At 38.5% G+C, this 20,560-nt stretch carries 18 protein-coding genes, 4 tRNA genes and 1 pseudogene; 14 read left to right on the forward strand and 9 right to left on the reverse strand.

The window, feature by feature from the left end; all coding sequences use genetic code 11:
• The first annotated feature begins 8 nt into the window (after nucleotides 1–8).
• The 7 genes from HPSH112_RS04720 to HPSH112_RS04750 all read left to right on the forward strand — a co-directional run bounded on the left by HPSH112_RS04720 (nucleotide 9) and on the right by HPSH112_RS04750 (nucleotide 6,427).
• On the forward strand, nucleotides 9–920 hold the full coding sequence (locus HPSH112_RS04720) for a polyprenyl synthetase family protein (RefSeq protein ID WP_001064288.1): 912 nt from the start codon (nucleotides 9–11) through the stop codon (nucleotides 918–920).
• Nucleotides 917–1,720, forward strand: a complete 804-nt coding sequence (gene surE, locus HPSH112_RS04725) for a 5'/3'-nucleotidase SurE (protein WP_000722482.1) — start codon at nucleotides 917–919, stop codon at nucleotides 1,718–1,720. The genes HPSH112_RS04720 and surE overlap by 4 nt, the downstream gene beginning before the upstream one ends.
• On the forward strand, nucleotides 1,717–2,376 hold the full coding sequence (locus tag HPSH112_RS04730) for a hypothetical protein (protein WP_000041796.1): 660 nt from the start codon (nucleotides 1,717–1,719) through the stop codon (nucleotides 2,374–2,376). The genes surE and HPSH112_RS04730 overlap by 4 nt, the downstream gene beginning before the upstream one ends.
• A 3-nt stretch (nucleotides 2,377–2,379) precedes the next feature.
• On the forward strand, nucleotides 2,380–2,982 hold the full coding sequence (locus tag HPSH112_RS04735) for a 6-pyruvoyl trahydropterin synthase family protein (RefSeq protein ID WP_000236865.1): 603 nt from the start codon (nucleotides 2,380–2,382) through the stop codon (nucleotides 2,980–2,982).
• 3 nt (nucleotides 2,983–2,985) lie between these two features.
• A complete protein-coding gene (locus tag HPSH112_RS04740; RefSeq protein ID WP_000775609.1) occupies nucleotides 2,986–3,741 on the forward strand; it encodes a 7-carboxy-7-deazaguanine synthase QueE in 756 nt (251 codons plus the stop codon).
• A 10-nt stretch (nucleotides 3,742–3,751) separates the two neighbouring features.
• Nucleotides 3,752–4,237, forward strand: a complete 486-nt coding sequence (locus HPSH112_RS04745) for a GNAT family N-acetyltransferase (protein ID WP_000153436.1) — start codon at nucleotides 3,752–3,754, stop codon at nucleotides 4,235–4,237.
• Nucleotides 4,238–4,462: 225 nt separating this feature from the next.
• Nucleotides 4,463–6,427 carry a porin family protein gene (locus tag HPSH112_RS04750; protein ID WP_001228491.1) on the forward strand — a complete coding sequence of 655 codons (1,965 nt, stop codon included), beginning with the start codon at nucleotides 4,463–4,465 and terminating at the stop codon, nucleotides 6,425–6,427.
• A gap of 132 nt (nucleotides 6,428–6,559) precedes the next feature.
• Here the strand turns inward: HPSH112_RS04750 and HPSH112_RS04755 are convergent, their stop codons facing one another.
• The 8 genes and pseudogenes from HPSH112_RS04755 to HPSH112_RS04795 form a co-directional block, all read right to left on the reverse strand.
• Nucleotides 6,560–7,942, reverse strand: a complete 1,383-nt coding sequence (locus tag HPSH112_RS04755; RefSeq protein WP_080024716.1) for an MFS transporter — start codon at nucleotides 7,940–7,942, stop codon at nucleotides 6,560–6,562.
• A 263-nt stretch (nucleotides 7,943–8,205) separates the two neighbouring features.
• A pseudogene (locus tag HPSH112_RS08495) lies at nucleotides 8,206–9,533 on the reverse strand (GmrSD restriction endonuclease domain-containing protein).
• A 274-nt stretch (nucleotides 9,534–9,807) separates the two neighbouring features.
• Nucleotides 9,808–10,521, reverse strand: coding sequence for an amino acid ABC transporter permease (locus HPSH112_RS04770; protein WP_014662261.1), 714 nt, complete (start codon nucleotides 10,519–10,521; stop codon nucleotides 9,808–9,810).
• Nucleotides 10,505–11,281, reverse strand: coding sequence for an amino acid ABC transporter substrate-binding protein (locus HPSH112_RS04775; protein WP_014662262.1), 777 nt, complete (start codon nucleotides 11,279–11,281; stop codon nucleotides 10,505–10,507). Before HPSH112_RS04775 ends, HPSH112_RS04770 begins: the two co-directional genes overlap by 17 nt.
• 66 nt (nucleotides 11,282–11,347) lie before the next feature.
• Nucleotides 11,348–12,481, reverse strand: coding sequence for an alanine racemase (gene alr / locus HPSH112_RS04780; RefSeq protein ID WP_000917977.1), 1,134 nt, complete (start codon nucleotides 12,479–12,481; stop codon nucleotides 11,348–11,350).
• 6 nt (nucleotides 12,482–12,487) lie between these two features.
• On the reverse strand, nucleotides 12,488–13,840 hold the full coding sequence (locus HPSH112_RS04785) for an alanine/glycine:cation symporter family protein (protein ID WP_000447570.1): 1,353 nt from the start codon (nucleotides 13,838–13,840) through the stop codon (nucleotides 12,488–12,490).
• 40 nt (nucleotides 13,841–13,880) lie between these two features.
• On the reverse strand, nucleotides 13,881–15,113 hold the full coding sequence (locus HPSH112_RS04790) for an NAD(P)/FAD-dependent oxidoreductase (protein WP_000712564.1): 1,233 nt from the start codon (nucleotides 15,111–15,113) through the stop codon (nucleotides 13,881–13,883).
• Between the two features lie 22 nt (nucleotides 15,114–15,135).
• Nucleotides 15,136–15,513: a RidA family protein gene (locus HPSH112_RS04795; protein ID WP_000665805.1), complete on the reverse strand. Its 378-nt coding sequence runs from the start codon at nucleotides 15,511–15,513 to the stop codon at nucleotides 15,136–15,138.
• Between the two features lie 323 nt (nucleotides 15,514–15,836).
• Here HPSH112_RS04795 and HPSH112_RS04800 point away from each other — a divergent pair.
• The 7 genes from HPSH112_RS04800 (at nucleotide 15,837) to HPSH112_RS04830 (ending at nucleotide 18,969) form a co-directional block, all read left to right on the forward strand.
• Nucleotides 15,837–15,911, forward strand: a tRNA-Gly gene (locus HPSH112_RS04800).
• Nucleotides 15,912–15,942: 31 nt separating this feature from the next.
• On the forward strand, nucleotides 15,943–16,242 hold the full coding sequence (locus HPSH112_RS04805) for a TRL-like family protein (protein ID WP_014537130.1): 300 nt from the start codon (nucleotides 15,943–15,945) through the stop codon (nucleotides 16,240–16,242).
• Nucleotides 16,243–16,306: 64 nt separating this feature from the next.
• Nucleotides 16,307–16,393 (forward strand) — tRNA-Leu (locus HPSH112_RS04810).
• A gap of 74 nt (nucleotides 16,394–16,467) precedes the next feature.
• Nucleotides 16,468–16,542: transfer RNA gene (locus HPSH112_RS04815), tRNA-Cys, on the forward strand.
• 47 nt (nucleotides 16,543–16,589) lie between these two features.
• A tRNA-Ser gene (locus HPSH112_RS04820) sits at nucleotides 16,590–16,677 on the forward strand.
• 125 nt (nucleotides 16,678–16,802) lie between these two features.
• Nucleotides 16,803–18,293, forward strand: a complete 1,491-nt coding sequence (locus HPSH112_RS04825; RefSeq protein WP_000524348.1) for a Na+/H+ antiporter NhaC family protein — start codon at nucleotides 16,803–16,805, stop codon at nucleotides 18,291–18,293.
• A gap of 313 nt (nucleotides 18,294–18,606) precedes the next feature.
• On the forward strand, nucleotides 18,607–18,969 hold the full coding sequence (locus HPSH112_RS04830; RefSeq protein WP_014662263.1) for a hypothetical protein: 363 nt from the start codon (nucleotides 18,607–18,609) through the stop codon (nucleotides 18,967–18,969).
• Nucleotides 18,970–19,545: 576 nt separating this feature from the next.
• On the opposite strand, the gene HPSH112_RS04840 is transcribed toward HPSH112_RS04830, so the two are convergent.
• Entirely contained in the window at nucleotides 19,546–20,559 is a 1,014-nt protein-coding gene (locus HPSH112_RS04840) for a LapA family protein (protein WP_001213525.1), read from the reverse strand.
• Nucleotide 20,560 lies beyond the last annotated feature (1 nt).

The following is a 20,560-nucleotide window of genomic DNA, read 5'->3' on the forward strand; positions in this document are numbered from 1 at the left end:
TTCCATGCATGAATAACCCTAATTTATCCTTTTACCATAATGAGTGCGAGCGTTTTGAAAGCTTTTTAAACCACCATCATTTACACCTTGAAAGCTTCCACCCTTATTTGGAAAAAGCCTTTTTTGAAATGGTGCTTAATGGGGGTAAAAGGTTCCGCCCTAAGCTTTTTTTAGCCGTGCTTTGCGCGTTAGTGGGTCAAAAAGATTATTCTAACCGGCAAACAGAATATTTTAAAATCGCTTTAAGCATTGAATGCTTGCACACTTATTCGCTCATCCATGACGATTTACCATGCATGGATAATGCCGCTTTAAGGAGAAACCACCCCACTTTACACGCTAAATACGATGAAACCACAGCCGTTTTAATCGGCGATGCGCTCAACACTTACTCTTTTGAATTGCTTTCAAACTCTTTACTAGAAAGCCATATCATTGTGGAATTGATCAAAATCTTAAGCGCTAATGGGGGGATTAAAGGCATGATCTTAGGGCAGGCTTTGGATTGCTATTTTGAAAACACGCCCTTAAATTTAGAGCAGCTCACTTTCTTACACGAGCATAAAACCGCTAAATTGATTAGCGCAAGCTTGATGATGGGGTTTGTTGCAAGCGGTATTAAAGATGAAGAGCTTTTTAAATGGCTTCAGGCTTTTGGGTTAAAAATGGGTCTTTGCTTTCAAGTGTTAGATGATATTATAGATGTTACACAAGATGAAGAAGAAAGCGGTAAAACCACTCATTTAGACGGCGCTAAAAACAGCTTTGTGAATTTATTGGGGCTAGAAAAGGCAAGCGGTTACGCCCAAACTTTAAAAACAGAGGTTTTAGACGATTTAAACCTACTAAAACCCGCTTATCCTTTATTGCAAGAAAATTTGAACGCATTATTGAACACTCTATTTAAAGGCAAGACATGAAAAAAATTTTACTCACCAACGATGATGGCTACCATGCAAAAGGCATTAAAGCTTTAGAACAAGCTTTAGAAAAAATGGCAGAAATTTATGTGATCGCCCCCAAGCATGAAAAAAGCGCATGCTCGCAATGCATCACCATCACTGCGCCTTTAAGAGCGGAGAAAATTAAGGGCAAAGAAGGCAGGCATTATAAGATTGATGATGGCACGCCAAGCGATTGCGTGTATCTGGCGATCAATGAGCTTTTTAAACATGTTTGTTTTGATTTAGTGATTTCAGGGATCAATCTTGGATCCAACATGGGCGAAGACACGATTTATTCTGGAACGGTGGCCGGAGCGATTGAAGGCACCATTCAGGGCGTGCCTTCCATTGCGATTTCTCAAATCCTTTCTCATAGAAACAAAAACACGCCCCTAAGTTTTGATCTGGCTCAAAAGATTATCCAGGATTTAGTCCAAAACATTTTCACAAACGGCTACCCCTTAAAAGGGCGCAAACTCTTGAATGTGAATGTCCCTAATTGCTCCTTACAAGAATATAAGGGCGAATGCATCACCCCTAAGGGCTATAGGTTGTATAAAAAAGAAGTGCATAAGCGCACAGACCCCAAAAATGAAAGCTATTTTTGGCTGGGGTTACACCCTTTAGAATGGCAAAAGCGCGAAAATGAAGACAGACTCTCTGATTTTGACGCTATTGCTTCAAACCATGTTTCTATCACGCCTTTAAATTTAGACTTAACCAGTTATGATGATTTGAAAAATTTGGAATCTTGGCATAAGGGAATGTTAAAGTGAGTAAAAATCACCGCTTGGCTTTTTTAGGGCTGATTGTTGGGGTTCTATTCTTCTTTAGCGCATGCCAACACCGCTTGCACATGGGGTATTATTCAGAAGTTACAGGGGATTATTTGTTCAACTACAATTCCACTATCGTGGTGGCTTATGACAGAAGCGATGCGATGACTTCTTATCATATCAATGTGATTGTTTATGAATTGCAAAAATTAGGCTTTTACAATGTCTTCACGCAAGCGGAATTCCCACTGGATAAAGCCAAAAATGTGATCTATGCGCGCATTGTCCGCAACATCTCAGCTGTGCCGTTCTACCAATACAATTACCAACTGATCGATCAAGTCAATAAACCTTGTTATTTTCTTGGAGGGCAGTTTTATTGCTCCCAAACCCCTACCGATTACTACGCTATCAATGGCTTCAGCGAGCAAATTTTAATGAGCGCTAATTCGCATTTTATTTTGGATTGGTATGATGTGGTGCTGCAAAAACGGGTTTTGTATGTGGATGGGAGCGTGAGCGGGAGGACTTGCGGCTATCAAATGCTCTATAGGGATTTGATTAAAAGCACGATCAAGCGCATTGATTTTAACCGCCCTGAACGCTACTACTACAATCTAAGACTGCCCCTTTATCAGCCATGTTATAGGCAATGAGTAATGGTTATCAGGCGATTGTATAAATTTTGCGCTAGCCATGTGGTGCGCAATTGCTCTTCTGTAAAATGCGCTCAAAATATCCATGGGCATAATTATGAAGTGGAGGTTTTTATTGAAACCAACCGCTTAGACAGTGCGAACATGGCGTTAGATTTTGGGCTGATGCAACAAGAAATGCAAGTTTTCATTGAGTCGTTTGATCATGCCCATCATTTTTGGGACAAAGAAAGCGATGAGTTTCAGCGTTTTATAGAAAATCATTGCGTTCGTTATGTGAAATGCTCGTTCAATTTGAGCGCAGAGAGTTACGCTCTCATGTTTTTATACTACCTGACAAGGATCTTACAAAAAAGCGTTTTTTCCAATAACGAAGGGGAGTTAAAAATCTCTAGCGTGCGCGTGCATGAAACTAAAAACGGCTACGCGGAGAGCTTTTTAAAAGATTTAGAAAACCCCCATTTTAAATCTTTAGTGCATAATTGTTGCGTTTCTTTCTCACAAGGCATTCAAAATTTGTGGCATGATAAGGATTTTTTTAATAAAATCATTAGCGATGAAAAACAATGCTTTTTCCACGCTAAACCCCTACACCAAATCCCTTAAAAAATGAAACTCCCGGTCGTTGAGAGCTTTTTTTCCTTACAAGGTGAAGGAAAAAGGATAGGCAAACCCAGTCTTTTTTTGCGCTTAGGGGGGTGTAACCTTTCATGTAAGGGCTTTAATTGTAAAACCATATTGCATGATGAAATCCTAACAGGTTGCGATAGCTTGTATGCGGTGCATCCTAAATTCAAAGAAACTTGGGATTATTACAATGAGCCTCAATCTTTGATTGAACGATTAGAGGATTTAACCCCTAATTATAAACATTTTGATTTCATTCTTACAGGCGGGGAGCCAAGCTTGTATTTTAATAACCCTATTTTAATCAGCGTTTTAGAGCATTTTTATCACAAAAAAATCCCTTTATTTGTAGAGAGTAACGGCTCTATTTTTTTTGAATTTAGCCCTATTTTAAAAGAATTGCATTTCACCCTGAGCGTCAAACTCTCTTTTTCTTTAGAGGAAGAAAGCAAGCGGATCAACCTTAAAGCCTTGCAAAATATTTTAAATAACGCTAAAAGCGCGCATTTTAAATTTGTTTTAGAGAGCAAAAACGCCGCTCAATCTATCATAGAAATTCAAAACCTTTTGAAACAACTTTCATTAAAAAATAATGAAATCTTTTTAATGCCCTTAGGCGCAACGAATAAGGAATTAGACAAAAATCTCAAAACCCTAGCCCCCCTAGCCCTAGAGCATGGTTTTAACCTTAGCGACAGACTCCATATCCGCTTGTGGGACAATCAAAAAGGGTTTTAAAAAATCAATCATGACCATCAAAGTTTTTTCGCCCAAATACCCTACTGAATTGGAAGAATTTTATGCCCAACGCATCGCTGATAACCCTTTAGGGTTTATCCAACGCTTGGATCTTTTGCCCAGCATTAGCGGATTCGTTCAAAAATTGCGCGAGCGTGGCGGGGAATTTTTTGGAATGAGAAAGGATAAAAAGCTCATTGGGATCTGCGGGCTTAATCCTATCAATAAGACAGAAGCAGAGCTGTGCAAATTCCACATGGATAGCGCTTATCAATCCCAAGGGTTGGGTCAAAAACTCTATGAGAGCGTGGAGCGATACGCTTTTGTTAAAGGCTATACTAAAATCTCTCTGCATGTGAGCAAAAGTCAAATCAAGGCATGCAATCTCTATCAAAAGCTGGGTTTTATGCCAATCAAAGAAGAAGATTGCGCGGTTGAGTTGGGTGGAGAAACTCTGATTTTCCCCACTCTTTTTATGGAAAAGATTCTGTCCTAATTGGCACATCAATTTGACACGCATCCAAGCGATAACTCTAATTATCAAACTTTGATTAACACAGCCTAATTAATACTAAATTAGCCCTAAAACAAACGCTTGTTTTTAAAATTTTGTTTCAATATGAAATACCAATCCCTTATAAAAGCTTTAAATTTCAAAAAATAAACAAACAATCCCCTTAAATGGTATAATAAAGACACTATAAACTAAAAAGAAATAACCATGAGAAAACTATTCACTTCGTTTTTATTATTCAGTGCTTTAGAAGCTAATGAGAAAAATGGCTTTTTCATAGAAGCCGGGTTTGAAACCGGGCTGTTAGAAGGCACACAAACGCAAGAAAAAAGACACACCACCACGAAAAACACTTACGCAACTTATAATTATTTACCCACAGACGCCGTTTTAAAAAGAGCGGCTAATTTATTCACAGACGCTAAATCTATATCACAATTGAACTTTTCATCTTTATCCCCTGTTAAAGTGCTGTATATTGGTGGTAAATTAACTATAGAAAACTTCCTACCTTATAATCTGAGCAATGTTAAGCTTAGTTTCACAGACGCTCAAGGCAATATGATCGATCTAGGCGTGATAGAAACTATCCCCAAACACTCTAAGATTGTTTTACCTGGGGAAGCGTTTGATAGTCTAAAAGAGGCGTTTGATAAAATTGACCCCTATACTTTCTTTTTTCCAAAATTTGAAGCCACTAGCACTTCTGTTTCTGACGCTAACACGCAAAGGGTGTTTGAAACGCTCAATAAGATTAAAACAAATTTGGTCGTAAATTATAGGAATGAAAACAAATTTGAAGGTCACGAAAATCACTGGGAAGCCTTTACCCCACAAACCGCAGAGGAATTCACGAACTTAATGTTGAACATGATCGCTGTGTTAGACTCTCAATCTTGGGGCGATGCGATTTTAAACGCTCCTTTTGAATTCACTAACAGCCCAACAGATTGCGATAATGATTCTTCAAAATGCGTAAATCCCGGAACAAACGGGCGTGTCAATTCTCAAAATGAAAGTTATGTGTTAAACAAACAAGACATTGTCAATAAATTTAGAAACAAAGCGGATCTTGATGTCGTTATTTTAAAGGATTCAGGGGTTGTAGGGCTTGGGAGTGATATTACCCCTAGCAATAATGATGATGGTAAGCATTATGGTCAATTGGGGGTAGTGGCTTCTGCTTTAGATCCTACAAAACTCTTTGGCAACAACCTTAAGACTATCAATTTAGAGGATTTAAGAACCATTTTGCATGAATTCAGCCACACTAAAGGCTATGGGCATAACGGGAACATGACTTATCAAAGGGTGCCAACCGGTCAAAATGAAAACGGCAAGCCAAAAGATTCTGATGGCCTCCCCTATAATGTGTGTTCGCTTTATGGCGGATCCAATCAACCCGCTTTCCCTAGCAACTACCCTAATTCCATTTATCATAATTGTGCGGATGTTCCGGCTGGCTTTTTAGGGGTAACAGCAGCGGTTTGGCAGCAGCTCATCAATCAAAACGCTTTACCGATCAATTTCGCTAATCTCAATAGTCAAACAAACTACAATCTAAACGCCAGTTTGAACACGCAAGATTTAGCCAATTCCATGCTTGGCACCATTCAAAAAACCTTTGTAACTTCTAGCGTTACTAACCACTATTTTTCAAGCGCTTCGCAAAGTTTTAGAAGCCCTATTTTAGGGGTTAACGCTAAAATAGGCTATCAAAACTACTTCAATGATTTCATAGGGTTGGCTTATTATGGCATCATCAAATACAATTACGCTAAAGCTAGTGATCAAAAAGTCCAGCAGCTAAGCTATGGTGGGGGGATAGATTTGTTGGTGGATTTCATCACCACTTACTCCAATAAAAATAACCCTATAGACATTCAAACCAGAAGGAATTTTTCTTCATCCTTTGGTATCTTTGGGGGGTTAAGGGGCTTGTATAACAGCTATTATGCGCTCAATAAAGTCAAAGGAAGCGGCAATTTAGATGTGGCTACTGGATTGAACTACCGCTATAAGCATTCTAAATATTCTGTAGGGATTAGCATTCCTTTAATCCAAAGAAAAGCTAGCGTCGTTTCTAGCAATGGCGATTATACGAACTCTCTTGTTTTCAATGAAGGGGCTAGCCATTTTAAGGTGTTTTTTAATTATGGGTGGGTGTTTTGAAACGCTAAAAGATTAAAGAGCTTAATCAAACGATGATTTTATTGTGATGCGCGGAGCTAGGGGGTTTTTTTAAAAACCCACCAACGCTATCGGCTAAATCTTGATTGAATTACTCAAAGGTTTGCGCTTCTTTCATGTTATGGGCGGCACTTCGTGTTGGGGGTTAGATTGATTGTAAATTGGTGCCATTAAAAGCGATACGATAAAAGCAATTAAAGCAACCACAAAAATATAAAAGCTTAAACCATAGCTTTGCAAACTTTCAGGCGCGGCTATAGCTTTTGCATTTAACCAGCTTGAAAGTTGAGGGGTAAAGCCAGCGGTTATAGCATAGGCTATGTTATAAGCGAAGGAAATCCCGCTAAAACGGATTCTAGCGCTAAACACATCGCTCATAAAAATGGGGCAAAAATTCATAATACCCGCACAAAAGCAAGCTAAAAAGTATAAAACTATGGTATTCACTAAACTCGGCACGTTAGAATAAAATTCTTTAAAAAATAAAAAGCCAAAAAAAGCAAAGACCGCGCTAAAAGCCATGCAAACTTTGTGCGGTTTGATTTTATCGGCCAAAAACCCGGTTAAAATAATAGAACTTACAATGCCAACAAGCCCTAAAATTTGAAAATAGGTTTTTTCAAAAGGAGTGAAATTAAAATTAGGATGCATGAGGGTAAAATTTGGAACAAAAAGGATAAAAATCAAAATACAAGCGGTTAAAACCCAAGTGATAAGCATGGAGATTAATATACCAAAGAAAGAATTTTTAAACACCTCTTTAAGCGGGAATTTAACTAAGGCATTGTCTTGCTTCATTTGCTGAAAAACAGGAGTTTCTTCTAAAAAGCGTCTCAAATAGACAGAAATGATACCAAAAATCCCTCCAAGCCCAAAAGCAACCCGCCAAGCCCAAGCTTCAACAACAGGCTTGTCAAAAACCATGTAAATCCCAATATAAACCAAACTCCCAAGCAAAATCCCAGAAACTACAGAAGCGCTTAAAAAACCAATATAAGTGTTTTTTTGACCTTGCGGAGCATGTTCATAAACAAAAACCCAAGCGCCAGGCAATTCACCACCCACAGCAACGCCTTGACAGATCCTAACAAATATCAAAAAAACAGGAGCTATGTAACCAAGATAATGAGCGTTTTTTGGGGTAAGTCCCATGCTATCAACGCCAAAACTCACAAAATGATTAAAAGTTGGCATCAAAGCGAGTGCAAAGGTTGGGATTACCATCAATAAAATAGAGAGCATGAACATGTTTTTACGGCCGAATTTATCCCCAAAGTGGGCCATCACTATGCCGCCAAGCGGGCGCGCCAGATAACCTGCAGCAAAGATACCATAAGTGTTGATTTCAGACCAAATAGGGCTGAGAGTGTTTGGGAAAAAGTGTTTGGCAATGATACTCGTAAAAAATACAAAGATAATAAAATCATAAAACTCTAAAGTCCCCCCAAGCGAAGATAATCCTAAGGTTTTTATCTCTTTTTTGCCTAAATGTTTTATTGATTATCCTTTCACTAAGGCTATCGCCCTGTTTTAAATTTGTCATTTTGAAACTAATAGGGATAAGATTGATTTATAACTACCTTACACCTTAACGGCATTTTTAGATAACAAATATTAAATGAAATTTTATTAGCGCTCAAAAATTGAATCATTTTATCTTTTTTATCATTAAGCATCACTTAAAAGGATTTAAATTTTGTTTTACCCGTTTTGTCAAAACGCTTACTTGATTGTATCAGCCACGAAAACACCCCCCCCTATTAAGACTGGGGTAATAACACTTCTTTTAATTTTGTAATGATAGCTTCTTCTCTTTTCTTACGAAACTCCTTTATATTTTCCCATTCTAATTTTAGTTTAGGGTCAATATAATTTCTTTTTTTATACTCTTCTATGGCTTGCTCATTTTTATATTCTTCTTTGAGCCACACTTCAGGGTCTTTATCCTTTTTGGCGCTGTTTTCTTGGCCTTCTAAAAGCTGGAGGTTGTATAAATGATTCCCACACTCATAGAAATCTTTATCCAATTTTTCATTTTTCTTTTTAAACTTGGACTAAATATGGTCTATATGAAAAGTGGTGGTTTTATAGTTCAGATTGGGGTATAAGATTTGCAAAACAGGAAAGACTTTAGTAGGGCGATCAAAAGACACCATGCCTTCTATAGCATCATTAGTGATTTTTAAAGGGTTTGTTTCATGTTTAGCTAAATTGTGGTTGAATGCTTCAAAAGTGCGAGCTTCTTTGATGCTATGAGCTATGATACTGAATTTTGTATCCGTTGACCCATCAAAATAACCCATGATTTGAGCGTTGCGGACAAATTTTAGGGCTTGTTCTTCATCGTTTTTATCCATTTTTTGTTTTAAAAAATAAAAATAGGCTAAGCTGGATAAAATATAAGCTGAACCTAGATGGCCGGCATAACCAAAAGTTTCTAATAGGTTTGCAGCGTCATAGATGCTTTTTGTAATTTTTTCCCAATTTTCTTCAATCTCTTTGACATTATTTTTATTAAAATTTTTTAATTCAAAAGTAGTGTCTTTACCAATGAGAAGCAAGCAAGTTTTTAGCACTCGGTCTTGCTCCACATTTGGAAAGCCTTTGTCTTTTAAAGCATCCACTAACTTGTCCATTTTTTCTCTAATATCGCTTGAAAAGCTTGCTGTCAAAATGGACATCAATAAATCTGAATAGCTTAACTTAACCCCGCCACTATTGACACGGATAAAAATATTTAAAACTTTATTAAGATTTTTTTCTTTTTCTTCAAAAAATGAGATGAGTTGTTTGGTGTGAAAAGCGTCTTTTAGCTTTTCTAGTAAATTCAATTCATTCCCTTTTAAACCATGTTCTTGTGTGTAATTCAAAACACCACTTTCCAACTCTAAAATATCCCCCACCTTAAACCAAAAATGATCTTTATCGTTTGTAGGCGCTTTGGCATGGAATTCAAATTGGTAATTGTCTTCTGGATTGTCCATGTTTGGCTGGTGTTTCAAATTCAAATACAAACGCTTCTCTTCATAAGCGTTGGGTTATCGTATCTAGCCCCCTTTTTCTTAAGCGTTGCCTTTAAGCCCGATATAAAGCGAGGTTAAGCGCTGTTGGCCATCTAGGACAATACACAACTCATCACGACTGATTTGTTCAATATAGATTTTTTCATTGTGAGGCTTTCGCTCATCGTAATTTGTAATGAATTTATAGAGTTGGAAATTGAGTTTATTCTCGTCTTGTTCGTCGCTCTTGGCTATATCCTCTTTTTGTAATTTCCAAAATAAAAAAGAGCCAATAGGATAGCCCTAAGAATGGAGTCAAAAAGTTGCTCTATCTTTTTTCATCGGCTTTTTTGAGCCAACTTAATTTAAGATTTTTTCCACGCGCTTTTGAATCACTTCTAAAACCAAGCAAAAAAGCCAGTAAATCAAAGCGGCTTCCAAATAAATAGGCAAAAAGTCATAGCTGGCGTTCGCTTTTTGCTGCGCGATTCTAAAAATCTCTGCGATAGTTACCACCGAAGCTAAAGAAGTTTCTTTAAAAAGGCTGATGAAAGTGTTGCTCAGGCTTGGCGTGGCGACTTTGAGCGCTTGAAAAAAGATGACATGCCAAAAGGTTTGCAAGTAATTCAAGCCCAAACTCAAGCTTGAATCCCACTGATCTTTAGGGACAGAAAGAAAACTCGCCCTCAAAGTCTCTGAAGCGTATGCCCCTACATTGAAAGAAAACGCAATAATGCCTGCTGGGATTGGATCAATATAAACCCCAAGGGCGGGCAAACCATAAAACACCACCACGATTTGGACCAATAAAGGCGTGCCTCTAATGAGCGAAACATAGAAATTCACGCCCGCCAATAAAGCCTTATGAATGAAATGTTTAGGGGGTGCGATTTTAATGAGGGCCACAAAAACCGCAATGAATAAGCCCAAAATGAAAGAAATGATCGCCAAAGGCAAAGAAATGCAAAAAGCGGCTTTTAGCATGGGGTAGAAAGCCTCTAATAGTAATTCCAAACGCTCCTTGCTCAAATCTAAAGATTCAAAAAACAAAGACAGATTATGGCTGGCTGACATCTTTTCCAAAAAATTGTTCGCCTAAGCGTTTTAAAACCCCTTTATCTATCAATCTTTGCATCGCCTGGTTGATAAGCTCTAAGGCTTTTTCTTGGTGCTTGTTGATGACAAAGGAAGCGCCCCCATCTTTTTCTTTGGACTCCCATGCGATTTTAAAGGGGTTGTTTTTGTGGGTGTTTAGGTAGTTTAAGATCGCTAAAGAACTATTTAAGGTCAAATCGGCCCGTTTTTGCGCCACCAGCAACAAAGCTTGCGCCATAGAATCCACCGAAACGATTTGAGCGTCGTATTTGAAAGCGATTTCCCCATAAGTGGAGCTTAAAGTGTTAGCCGCCCTCAAACCCTTAATGTCTTTAATGTCTTTAATGCGGTTTTCATCTTTTCTAACCAGCATGATCGTTCCTGAATAGCTATAAGGCAAGCTTTTATCAAAAGTCGCTTGGCGTTTTTTAGTCGTCAAACTCACCTGGTTAGCGACCATATCAAAACGCCCCGATTTCAAGCCTGTAAGCATAATATCCCATGAAGTTTCGTGGAATTTGATTTTCACGCCAAGCTCTTTAGCCAACTCCCTAGCCACTTCCACATCATAGCCGGTGAGCTTGCCTTCCTTATTATGGTAAGTGAAAGGGGGGTAAATGCCTTCTGTGCCAACGCTAATCGTTTCTTTATTGATAAGTTTTTCATACAAGCTAGAAGCGTTCAAAAAACCCCCAAAAAAGCTTATTGCCAATAAAAAGAGAAATAAAACTTTTTTCATTTTATATTCTAATCCTAAATTTTTCAAGCATTCTAACACAAAATAAAAATTTTGCATGGTTTGATTTTAAATATAGACGCGCTCCAAGCGTTTGGATAGAGTGCTGATGGTTTCATAAGGAATGGTGTTTAAAAGCGTAGCGATTTCGCTTGCGTCATTAGCCTTAGCGCTTTTATCCCCAAACAAGATGACCTCATCGCCCTCTTTGGCTTGAATATTATTGAGCTTGACAAAGCACTGATCCATGCACACCTTGCCAATAAGGGGGGCTAACTGGTTATTGATCGCTACTTGAATGCGATTGCCTAAAGCGCGCATTAACCCGTCTGCATACCCTAGAGCTAAAACACCCACTAAAGTTTCTTCATTGGTATAAAAGTGCTCGCCATAGCCAATAAATTCGCCTTTTTTAACGCTTCTGATTTGAACGATTTGAGCTTTTAAACTGATAACATTTTTTAAAATGGTTGGGCATGATTTTTTCATTTCATTAGAAGGGTAAAAACCATAGAGCATGATTCCTGGGCGATAGAGGTTTAACAAACGATTTTCATTCCCGTTACACAAAGAAAGGATGCCGGCGGAATTGTAAGCATGGCGGTATTGAAACTCTATTTTTTGATTTGAAAGCTGCTCTAAAAAAGCGTTAAAGGCTTTCATTTGGTTTTTAGCATGGGTTTTAATGTTGGAATCAGCGTTGCTTAAATGCGTGAATATCCCCTCTATTTCCAAGCCTTTTAAAGCGCGGATTTTTTTAATGGTTTCTATGCTTTTAAAATTAGGTTCTAATCCCAAGCGGTGCATGCCGGTATCAATTTTGAGATGGATTTTTAAGCGTTTTTGAGATTTTAAAGCCATTTGAGAAAAAACTTCCGCTTGTTCAAGGCTAAAAATCATAGTGCTCAAATCGTTATCAATCAGCATGGAAGCGTTAGAATTAGGGCTATAGCCTAAAATCAAAATGGGGGTTTTAGAAAAATAAGAGCGCAACTCTAAAGCTTCATCTAAAGTCGCTACCCCTAGATAATGTGCCCCTTCTTGTAAGAAAATTTCGCTCGCTTTTATGGCTCCCACCCCATAAGCGTTCGCCTTGACAACCGCCATGATGTGGGCGTCTTTAGGGACGATGCTTTTGGCTGCGCTAAAATTATGCCTTAAAGAAGCGGTATTCACTTCTACAAAACTCGCCCTTTTTAACATGCCGTCTTACTTGTTAGAATGCTTGCTAAAATACCAACGCGTTTCCGAAGAAACTACCTTATGCAACAAAATCAACGCAATCAAATTAGGGATAGCCATAAGCCCGTTAGAAAGATCCGCTAAATTCCACACAAAATCAATTTTAGCCATAGCCCCCACCATCACACTCGCTAAAAAGATCAAGCGGTAATATTTCACTTTTTTTTCACCAAAGGCGTATTCAGTGCATTTTTCCCCATAATAAGCCCAACCAATAATCGTAGAGTAGGCAAAAAAGATCATGGTTAAAAAAATCACCACCGTCCCTAATGAGCCTAGAAAATACTCCGTGCTTTTTAGAGTGAGCAAATTAGCGCTTAATTTTTCCCCATTAGGGAGCAAGGTGTTGTATTCTGGCGCCATTAAAATCACGCTCGCTGTTGCCGAACACACTATTAAAGTTACAATAAAAGTTTGGAGCATGGACACTAGGGCTTGGCGCACCGGGTGGTGCGTTTGAGCGCTTGCGGCAATAATGGCTGAGCTCCCCAACCCCGCTTCATTAGAATACAACCCCCTAGCCACGCCCGTTTTTATCATCGTCGCTACCAACGCGCCGCTCGCTCCGCCCACAACGGGTTTAGGGTTAAAGGCTTCTTCAAAAATGAGTTTGATCGCTTGAATGGCTAAATCAAAATGGTTAAAAATAATAAAAAGAATGGTGATCAAATATAAAAGCACCATCACAGGAGCTAAGTAAGAAGTGAATTTGCCAATGGATTTAATCCCCCCAATGACAATGAAAGCGGTTAAAATCGTGAGCAATAAGCCTGAAACCCAACTGGGCAAGTTCGCTTGTTCGCTCAAAATGGAAGAAACCGCATTAGATTGCGTCATGTTACCGGTGCCAATGCTTGCAATAATCGTAAAAATCGCAAACGCCATGGCGAGTTTGGGCATGTTAAGGCCGTTTTTGATGTAATACATAGGCCCTCCGTTGTATCCAAACGCCCCTTTTTCCCGGTATTTCACCGCTAAAATCCCCTCAGAATACTTAGTCGCCATGCCAACAAGCCCGGTAACCCACATCCAAAACACCGCACCTGGCCCTGCAATGCTAATAGCGGTCGCTACGCCTACGATACTCCCAATGCCTACAGTCGCCCCTAAAGAGAGCATGAGGGCGGAAAATTGCGAAATGTCGCCCTTAGATTGGGACTCTTTGTCAAAAAGGATTTTGATCGCATAAAAAATCTTACTGAATTGCAAACCCCTAAGATAGAAGGTTAAAAACAAGCCGGTGCCTACTAATAAAATTTGCATGGGAATCCCCCACACAAAATTAGATAACAAACGCACCACCGAATCAATCGTTTCCATAAAAACTCCTTAATAAACTAGGGTTTAAAAAAGAAATTCCTTAATCCCTAAAAAATGCAGAAAAAAGCATAATATCGGCATTTTTTTCATTCGCTCCGTCTTGGCTTAAATCGGCGATGATTTTACCAATGGCCGGGCCAAAAGTGATGCCAAGCCACCCTAGTCCTGTCGCATGGATTAAGTTTTTATAGCGTTTGTCAAACCCTAAATAAGGAATATCATTAGGGGTTAAGGGCCTGAAACCGCACCACTCTATGGCGTCTTTCATTTCAAAAGGCTGCGTGAAAGCGGCTAAATTCTTTTTCATGTTAGCGATTTGCTCTTTATCAATGAGGGCGTTGTTGGTGTTTAATTCTAATTTAGAAGTGATCCTAACGGTGTCTCTTCGTGGGGTCATTGCCATGAAAATATCCGCAAATAAAGAAGAGGTTTTGGGTTTTAATTCTTCAGGCATTTTAAAGGTGATGCTATAGCCTTTAGCCCCCATCATTAAAAAATCGTTCTTGGTTTTTTTAATGAGAGTGGGGTTAGCCCCGGTGGCTAGAATGATTCTTTCTGCTTGGATTTTTTCCTTATGCGTGATAACGCCATCAATGAGATTATTTTTAAACTCAAAATCAACCACTTCTTCATTATAAAGAAACTCCACGCCCGCATTTTGTAAATATTCTTGCAAAGAGTGCACCACTTCGCCCGGATCCACATGCGCATTTTCGGTTAAAAGCACGCTCCCACAGATGTTGCCATTAACAATAGGCATGTATTCTTTGGTTTCTTTCATATTCAAGATCTTATAAGCACCGCTGTCATCGCAAGTTTTAAGCTTTTTTTCAAAATTTTCTTCTAGAGTGTAGATCATTAAAAGCCCGTCTTCTTTATACCAAAAGTCCATGCCGTCTTTTAGCATTTGATGATAAATATCAATACTCAACCACCCGTAGCGTTCAAACAACGCCATGGTGCGGTGCGTGGATTTGGCGTTCGCGCTTTGCATAAACTTTAAAATCCATTGATAGAGCTTTAAATTAAGCCCAAAATGGAATTTTAAAGGGGCTTGGTTTTTGAGCATGAGTTTTAGGGTGTCTAACACCACACCAGGGCATGAGAGCGGGGCTTTTTTAAACGCAGAAATGAGCCCGGCATTCCCAAAAGAAGTGCCGTTTGTGCCATCGCTTTTTTCAATCACGCAAACCTTATGCCCTAATTTATGCATAGAATACGCGCAAGAAAGCCCTACAATCCCACCGCCTATTACCACGACCTCTTTTTTCATGCTGATAATCCCTTGAATAAAATTACTTAATGGCTATCGCTTCAATTTCTACTAAAGCGTCTTTAGGCAGTTTAGCCACTTGAAAGGTCGCTCTGGTCGGATAAGGCTCTTTAAAATAACTCCCATAGATTTCATTCACCACCGCAAAATCGTCTAAACTTTTCAATAAAATAGTCGTTTTAACCACGCTATCCATCCCTAACCCTGCTTCTTTTAAAATCGCTTTGATATTTTCCATTGACTGCGTGGTTTGAGAATGAATATCCGTGCCTTTAAATTCGCCGGTGCTCGCATCAATACCCAATTGCCCAGAGACAAAAACAAGATCGTTAGTAGCGATAGCTTGAGAATAAGGGCCTATCGCTTTTGGGGCTAGCGTTGAATGAATGACTTCTTTCATGATTGAAACTCCTATGATTATGTGTTATGACAGCTATTATTATGCAATCAAATTAATAAAGAAATAAAAAATGAGCGCAAAACGCTTTGAATTTTCATCTTATTATAAGGTATTGTATATTTTTTACCCATATTTAGCAACTCTTAAACGGGTTTTATTTGAATTTATGGCTTATTTTACAAAGCATTTTTATAGACACTGCCACTATAAAGAGAACAGAGTCGCAATCTGTTTTCATAAAAGAGAATTGAAAATTTTAACAAAACCTTGACTTTTATTATTGAGTTTAGATACAATAACAATTGTCTTTTTGAATAAAGAGTGCGGGAATAGCTCAGTGGTAGAGCACGACCTTGCCAAGGTCGGGGCCGCGGGTTCGATCCCCGTTTCCCGCTCCATAACTTAAGTAGTATTTAAGAGGATTTAAGATTGCGTTTGAAGTTAGCTAGCGTATGCTTGGGCGTTTTGATGAGTGGTTGTGCGTCTTCTTCGCCAAATGGTGCTCTTATCACTATGGTAACGATGCCAGTTTCTGGTAATGATGCACAATACTCCAAAGAAGGGCGTGCGAGTTGTTGGAGTTTTTTTAGCCTTGTGGCTACCGGTAATTGTTCGGTAGAAAAAGCGGCTAAAAGCGGCGGTGTTACCAAGATTAAAATGGTGAGCCGTGAGACAAACAACTTTTTAGGTATTGTTGGCAAATACACCACGATCGTTCAAGGCGACTAGTTTTAATATTCAGAGAGCGTAGTTGAATCACCTTTCGTTCCACTCTAGGCTTAAAGCCTGAATTGCCCAGGTGGTGGAATTGGTAGACACAAGGGACTTAAAATCCCTCGGTAGCAATACCGTGCCGGTTCAAGTCCGGCTTTGGGCACCATCATTGCAAATTAAACCAAATTAATATATGGTTTGATTTTGTTATCTCAATAGACGCACTAGTGTTAAATTTAAGGCGACATAGCCAAGTGGTAAGGCATGGGTCTGCAAAACCTTGATTCCCCGGTTCAAATCCGGGTGTCGCCTCCATATTGTAGTCATTTAGGGACTTTTGTAAGGGACTTTTATGAAAATAGCGGGAGATGGCTGAGTGGTTGAAAGCGGCGGTCTTGAAAACCGTTGAGGGTCATACCTCCGGGGGTTCGAATCCCTCTCTCCCGGCCACTTGATTAAAATCTTTTAAGCGATTTGTTTTGGCAAATTCATCTCTTCTTTTAACAAAGAATTTTGTGAATATTGATTGTCTCTTTTAATTGAAATTTAAAGATTAGTTTAAAGGATTTTATTCGGTGGGATTGTCAGCGTTAAGCCTCATTGTTCCTTTCAGCGTTATTTTAATGGTGGTTTTCACTAAAAGAGTTGCGCTCTCGTTGTTTGTAGGCATTTTAGTGAGCGCTGTTTTAATGCATTCTTTACACCTTTCTCAACTTGTAGAATATATTTATCATAAAATCACTTCCGTTTTTTACACTTATGAGCCAGAAAAGGGGCTTCATTTCAATCTTTCCAACCTCTATGTTTTTGGGTTTTTAATCTTTTTGGGCATTTTAAGCCAAGTGATTTTAAAATCCGGTAGCGTGCAAAACTTTGTCAAAAAAGCTAAAAAATACTCTAAAAACGCTAAAACCCCTGAATTTATCGCCTTTTTTTCAGGCATCATTATTTTTGTAGATGATTATTTTAACGCCCTGACCGTGGGGCAAATCTCAAAGTCTTTAAACGACGCTCATAACTCCACACGAGAGCGCTTGGCTTATATCATAGACTCCACTTCAGCGCCGGTGTGCTTATTAGTCCCCATTTCTAGCTGGGGGGCATATATTATGGGAATCATGAATAACGACAGCTCGCCCTTATTAAAAGATAGTTTTTCGGTGCTTGTCCAAAGCTTAAGCAGTAATTATTATGCGATTTTTGCGCTCATTGCAGTCTTTCTCACTATTTTATGGCAAATCAATCTCCCTAGCATGAGAAAGTATCAAAACATAGGCGTGAAGGATTTTTATAGCGAACAAGAAGAAAGCCTTTCAAAACTAGCCCCCTTGAGTTTGTTACCCCTTTCTATTTTATTATTGATTGTGTCCATTTCATCATTGATTTTTTATACCGCAGTGATCTTAAAAAACACCGATGCGAGTTTTTCGCTCTTTTATGGAGGGCTGTTTTCGCTCATTGTTACTTATCTTTTAGCTTATAAGTTTTTAGAAAAAGGGAGCTTTTTTAAACTCATGTTGGATGGCTTTAAAAGTGTGGGACCAGCAATACTAGTCTTAACGCTCGCTTGGGCTATTGGGCCTGTGATTAGAGATGACGCTCAAACAGGGCTTTACTTGGCCCGCATTAGCAAGGAGTTTTTAAATAGTGGGGGAGGCGTGTATATGCCTTTAATCTTTTTTTTAATCTCTGGGTTTATCGCTTTTTCTACCGGCACAAGCTGGGGGGCGTTTGCGATCATGCTTCCCATTGGAGCGGGCATGGCCCATGAGAGCGATATTATTTTGATTGTTTCAGCGATCCTCTCAGGTGCGGTTTATGGCGATCACACAAGCCCCATTTCTGACACGACTATACTATCGGCTACGGGGGCAGGGTGTTCGGTGCAAAGCCATTTCATCACACAATTCCCTTATGCGACTATAGCGATGCTTTGTAGCGCAGTGAGTTTAGGGGTGGCAAGTTTTATGCATTCGCGCTCGCTCGCGCTTGTAATCGGTGTGGCTTTGCTTGTGGGGGTGTTTTATCTTTTAAAAAAATTTTATGGTGAAAATCTAAAAACCTAAATATTCTTAAGAAAAGCTTAAAAATCCCATTTTTTAAAATTAAAATAAGGTTTGAGCGATCCATATTGGACTAATAAAGAGTCTTATTTCATTATCAATCAATTAAAAAAAGTTATTCAAAAATAACCACCAATTATAAAAATCTTCACAAATTCCTAAAGAGTAACGCTTTTTAAAAAAATACATTTTTTTTAATTTTTTAACCAATCGTTAAGGTGTTTTAAGTTAAATTTCCTTATCTGTTAAATATACGGATAATGTTATATCTTAAGGAAAGAAAATGGGGGTTAGGACACTAATAAGTTTAGGGATTTTGTTGAGCGTTTTGAGTGGCGATGATCTGAGATTGCATTCAAAACCTTTAGTCTATTCGGCTGGAAGTGGGATTATTGGGATTGATATTGACAAACGGACATTTTACAAACGAGCGTTCGCTTTCACGATGAAATCATTGTTCGGTGAAAACTTGCTTCTCTTTGTCAAATTGAAACATTCTGCGTTAATGAGCAAACACATGAAAGGGCCTTTGGAAAACCGCCATCATCATTCTTTTACTAAAAATTATGAAAAAGCGATCAATGGTTGTCAAAAATATGTCCATATCAAATTGCCTGAAGGCGCTCCTAGCAACTTCAAATCAGGCTCATACATGGCCACTATGGTGGTGCGTTTTTAAAGCGTTATTTGGGGTATTCTTTAATACCCTTATCATCTTTTTCTTATCATCTTTTAAAAACACAAATTTATTTTTTAGCCTTTTTTTAATCTTCTTAGGATTTTTTATCCCACTAGCGCGAAAAACTCTGTCTTTTAGGTCGCAAGATGCAAGCGCATAGCCGTTAGGCTAAAAGAGGTTAAAATCCCCCTAGTCTTTTATAGGGTAGGAAATATCCATGCAGACTTTAAAGAGCCTTTCGTGTTAGCGTTCAATGTTAGTTAGGAAGCTCCTTTCTTTAGAAAGGGGCGCTCTCACATTGATTGAGTGGGGTATTTTCAAAATGTTGATAAAAATTCATAGAAGAAAATAAAAAGGCTTTTGTTTTTATCAAATACGGGTCTAAAACTTTTTATGGTGGGTTATAGCGTATTTTTGGCTTTAGTTGTTTCTTTTTAGGATTAGTTTAGGTTTAAAAGCATCACTCTCTTTCCTCTTATCATTTGGCACTAAAAGCGACTCAATTAGCCCATTCCTTGATGATTGATCTCTTTGCAATCATCTAATCTGCCCTAAAGTTGAAGCAAAACAAACCCCCTACAAAAACGCTTCTAATTTATAGGCTTTTTTATGCTCTTGTTTCAAATCCATGTAAGCGTTTAAGAGCATGTATTCTTCAAAAGGTAAAGCCATTAGATGCTCCTTAGCGAGATCGTTCATTTCTAATTCTAACAACACGAATAAAAAGGCTTTTTGCGCCTTATCGTCTTCTTGGCTTAAAATCTCAAAAAATTGGAACCATTGATCAGGGACAAGAAATTTTTGCGCTTTTTGCGCGAGCTTTAAATAATCATTCTTGTCATAACCCACCCTTTTGCAGAGCTCTGAAATCTTTAAAGTGTCTGTGTTTAAAGATTTTTCAAAAAAGGCTTTTAAAAAAGACTTCACGCATTCTTTATCTAGGTTATCTTGCATCGCATTCAAAGCATTTAAAACCTCTTTTTTGCTGCCTTTTTGGGCGATTTCTATAAAAGCGTAGCGTCGTAATTCCAAAGGGATTTGCGCGTTTGTTAAAACTTCAAAGGCGTTTTTCAAATCGTTATGGATGAAAGCTTTCAAGCGTTTAGAAAAATAAGCATGATCATAAGCCAGAGAGTGCTTAGCGTGATCTTTAGGTTCAAGGGTGTTATTTTCTATATTGTGGTAGTGCTTAAAAAGGTTATCCACTTTTTCGCACCCGCTATTTGGCGTGTTTAAATCAGCCTTTAAATCATAGCGGGCTAAGATTTGAGAGAGGTTTTTAGCGAGATCGCTTTTAAATTTCGTTTTTAAAAAAGTCTTTTGAGTGTCTTGAGACAGGATTTGTTTGAGCAATTTGTCAAAATCCCTTTTTTCATGGTATAAGCGGATTTTATGGCTGAGATTGTGCTTGAATAAAAAAACCCATGAAAAAAAAGCGAACATGCCCAAAACGCCCATAAGCCATACGGCAATGGGAAAATTAAAGCTGTAGCTCCCTAAATTGAAGGCATAAACTTGCGGATCGATGCTATAAACAAACACGCCAAAACCCACAATGAACAAAAATGTAAAGATAATGTAAAAACGCATG

Origin of the sequence: Helicobacter pylori Shi112, assembly GCF_000277405.1 — a bacterium.
In the GTDB taxonomy this organism is placed as follows: domain Bacteria; phylum Campylobacterota; class Campylobacteria; order Campylobacterales; family Helicobacteraceae; genus Helicobacter; species Helicobacter pylori_C.